Source organism: Moorena sp. SIO2C4, from assembly GCF_010672485.1.
GTDB classification, from domain to species: domain Bacteria; phylum Cyanobacteriota; class Cyanobacteriia; order Cyanobacteriales; family Coleofasciculaceae; genus Moorena; species Moorena producens.
On sequence record NZ_JAAHGN010000734.1, the window covers coordinates 1 to 3882 of the forward strand.

General features: G+C 45.9%; 1 protein-coding gene. It reads right to left on the minus strand.

Going from position 1 to position 3882, the window contains the following annotated elements:
* Positions 1 to 95 precede the first annotated feature (95 nt).
* Positions 96 to 3704 (minus strand): LamG-like jellyroll fold domain-containing protein, encoded by a 3609-nt coding sequence (locus F6K20_RS28095; protein WP_287296868.1) that lies wholly within the window; start codon positions 3702 to 3704, stop codon positions 96 to 98.
* Between the last annotated feature and the right edge of the window lie 178 nt (positions 3705 to 3882).

A 3882-nucleotide genomic window follows, 5' to 3' on the forward strand; every position in this document is an offset into this window, starting at 1 on the left:
CCCAATGCTATAGGGCAGGGTAGGGTTAACGGATTCAGGTAAAAAGTAGAGCGCCTGTGCTGTTGATTGGGTAAAGGTAGTCATCTGTTCACCCCCTACAGGACAATGCGATCGCCTTTGACCAGATGCAAATCAAGCACTGGACTATCTTCGTCCAGGTAGATAAACCGATAGCTAGGTTCGTTAGACACCCCTTCGTGTAAAAGGCGGCTCAACCTCGGTTTTCCGGTAGAGTTCAGTAGGGATTCTCCTAGGGATACGGACGGAATACTGACACGTTGCTCCATCAGTTGTCGTAAAGTCGTTCCCACCGGAACAAATACCGGTTGTTCCTGTAGCACCACCGTAATTTCTGGAATCACTGTTGCTCGTCCTCGGAAATAAAAGCTAGCAACGTTTGTCTTTTTATCCAGGTCTGTTACTGTTGCGGCTCCCATAATGGTTGCAGCCTGTCCGGGATCGAGGGAACCTGCAGAGGGAGCTGCCAAACTAGGATAAACCAGCCGCAAGTAGGGTTTTTGATAGCCAACTTTAAAGGTATCCAGACTACTTCCAGCCCCTACCGTAGCAATATCTGTGGTGACATAGGGCTGAATTTGGGACAAAAACCCATCAAAATTAATCATTAGGTTAGTGCTATCCCGATAACTGTTGAGGCTGTAGTAAGACGTGCCACTGCCCACAAACCCTGAATTAGCCGTAGATTGGGCTGGATGAACGAATTGATAGTTTTGGTAATCGACCCGTAACCGCATTCCAGCTTGCAAATCCACTGAGCCATTAACAGTATCCAAGCCGTAGTAGTAGTAGAGAATTTCCTCAACCAACAACGGCATCCGTTCAGCAATCCGGGTTTTGACCAGAGTGAGGGTACCAGAAATCAGATTACTGTTGGTATCTAGTTGAGCAATAAAGTTGTCGTAATCGGTCTTGAGTTGATCTAGCCAATTGTCACTGCTTTCCGGAGGAGTTATGGTCAGGGTGCAGCTTTGATCGGCATTTTCTGTCAGGGTAAAGATGCCTGTCGTGCTGGAAATGTTATTGGAATCCCCAGCAGTGTTGAATAACTGGGGCAATGTTGTGGTTTGGGTGATAGTAGCAGGGTCGTTGCCATTCCCCAAATAAATAACAGGTTTTTCCTCCACCACCGTAAAGTAGTAGTCCGCTTGATGGCGAAACTGTTCCGCAAAGATCACATCTACTTGGGAGTTTAACCGTTCCAAAATCGCTTCCAGGATGTGATTGGGAGTCAGCGGTGGGCGGACTAGGGTAAACTCCGGCACTGTAAAGGTGTTTACCGTTCCTGCTTGATCGGTCCAATCAAAGGTTCCAGAGACTTTGGCCAAAAAGCCTAACTCAGTCAGTTCCAGGATTACAGTGGCGTTCATCACGGAAGCGATCGCTACCTGGTCGATAATCTTTTGGGAGGTACCAGGTTCAAAGATTGGACCTAAGGTAACTTCAAACGGTAGACTTAAATTTCTTTGCCCTTCCAGGACAAACTGCTCATTGCGCCACCAGCCATGGAGTACAAGGTTTTCTCCCAACCAATTGCCCTTGAGAACGACTTTCCCATCTTCAATCCCGAGGGGGTCAAATTGACTCCGTTGTTGATCGTGACGAGCAAAGAGTAGCTTGAAATCTACCGTCCAATCAAATGGGCGATAATCCCTTAATTGGGGGAGTACCAGTTCAGACACAGAGGTGATGGAAGACATCTGCCATATCTCACCCGTGCTATCTGGTTTCAGTAATAGAGACAACCCCTCTAGGGTATTAATTTGTCCTAATCCGATTTGAAGGTCTAATTCCGGTGAATTGAGGGCAAGTTTACCCGGCGCATCCCCTTGAACTGCCGTAAAGGGAATTGACGTTTTCCATAATGTGCTATCCACTTGTCCCCACTTAAAGTACCAGCTTGGGGAGGTTCCAGGTTCTGATTGCCATTCCAGGGCAATCTTGGTGAAGTCAAACTCAGGAGTAACTTCCCGGATTTCAGAGGTGTCAACCTTAAGATTGAGCTTAGACTCTGAATAGTGCTCTACATCCGGCATACCCTCCAAAGTCAGTTCAGCCGTTAGGGGTTGGTCCAAGGGACTGGGCATATTAGTCAGCGTCAGGTTGCCCAAAATTTCAATGGTGGGGTAGTAGCGCTGGTAAATCGCCTCTGGTGTCAGGGCGGAGTCATAAATTGCCACCTCGTAGAGTTCCCCTTCCCAAGGGAAATCTTGATTCCTTGGGGAGTTGCCCCTGCGATCGAGAAATAAAACGTCATTTGCTAACGCTAACTTAACAGCAGGGTGATTTGTCCAAGGCTTAAGTTCCTTATCACCCCTATCTTTCCAAGGAGAATCCTCCTGATCATCCCGATTTTTCCAAGGAGAATCCTCATCATCTCGATTTTCCCAACGATTACCCCTCTGATTCCTATTTCTCGAACGATTACTCTGCTGATGCCTATTTCTCCAAAAATGACGCTCCTGATCATCGCTATTAATCCATTTTGAATTGTCTAGCGTTCCATTGAGATACACCTTGGCATTATCACTCTCATCCCCCAAGTTATTCTGTGAAAAGGTATAGACAACATAGGTTAGCTCCTCGGTTGTTACTGTGTCGGGACTTGTGGTCAGGATTTGCCAATATCGGTTTCTATCATTAGTGTTGGTGCGCAATAGCACACTATACTCGTCTTGATGGTACCAATCCCCCGACCACCGATTTCCATAACCCTTTAGCCATTCTGAATCCCCTTGAGCCAGAGTCACATAGGGATTTTCAGGATCTTCGGATAGAGTAAGGACTATAGCTGGGTATTTTTGACCCGTTTGGCTAGGCTTAATCCAGGTTGCAATAGTGATTTCGTTGGTCTCTTGGAATGCCTTGATCAGTTTGCTAGCAGAACTTAGGTTTGCCGCTTCTAGGGTGGCATTTTCACTCTCGATCAAGCCATCTTTAACAGCGATAGACCCTAATCCCCACTCCACTGTTTCTGGCTCCGTTTGAATCCGTAAGTCGATGGCGGGTGCATCTTCGCTATTCCTCAAGGAGCAATCATAAACCCATTCTCCCGACTTTTCTCCAAACCAATAGAGCACCTGGGGTTGAAGAGGATTTGGCCCAGGTTGCACGGTAAAAGTCGTCAACTCTAAATTGCCCCAGGGTTGAATTGGGATTTCCTGAGGATTATTGGGATTGTAATTAAAAATTAGTTCAGAGCCATCGCTCACCCCTGCCTCAAGAACGATATCTTGACCAGAGAAAACCGCCGTCACTGTTCCACTGACAGTGGCGGTTTCCGAATTAAGTTGCTGGGTAAAACTCAGATTTAAATCTTTGAAATGGGTTGAGCCTTCGGGACTAAATCCAAAAGAGTCAGTAGATTGAACTCCTAAGGTAAATGAATCGCTGTCGTAGGTGAGTTCAATATTATAAAATGCATCGAAAGGTGAGGCGGGTAATCCCGGTAAAATTAGGCTACCTTGATAAAGGCTCTTATCAATGGTTTCTCCAGGTTTGAGAATTTGTGCAACTGATGATTCTGCTAGAAACTCGGATATTGTTTGTTTGCTATAGCGTTCCTTATCGAGTCCTTCAGGAATTGTAATCCAATAAATCTGGAAACCAGTCTGAGCATCAATCTCGTATTTAAAGTAGTACTCAGAACCTAGACTCAATAATGTTATAAATCCGTCTGCGAGCATAAAAACTCCTTTGAATTCTATCTAAGAGGATATCTCCCAAGTTTTTTGATACTGAATTTTGCCCCCCTAGCCCCCCAACTTTGGGGGGAACAAGAGTCAATTTGCTTCTAAAAGTCCCCCAAAATTGGGGGATTTAGGGGGCTTGGATGTAGCAAATGAGACTTCTCAGACAACCTCT

Coding starts and splice junctions, on each gene's coding strand:
- F6K20_RS28095 (WP_287296868.1), bottom strand. CDS start 3,704: ATGCTCGCAGACGGATTTATAACATTATTGAGTCTAGGTTCTGAGTAC.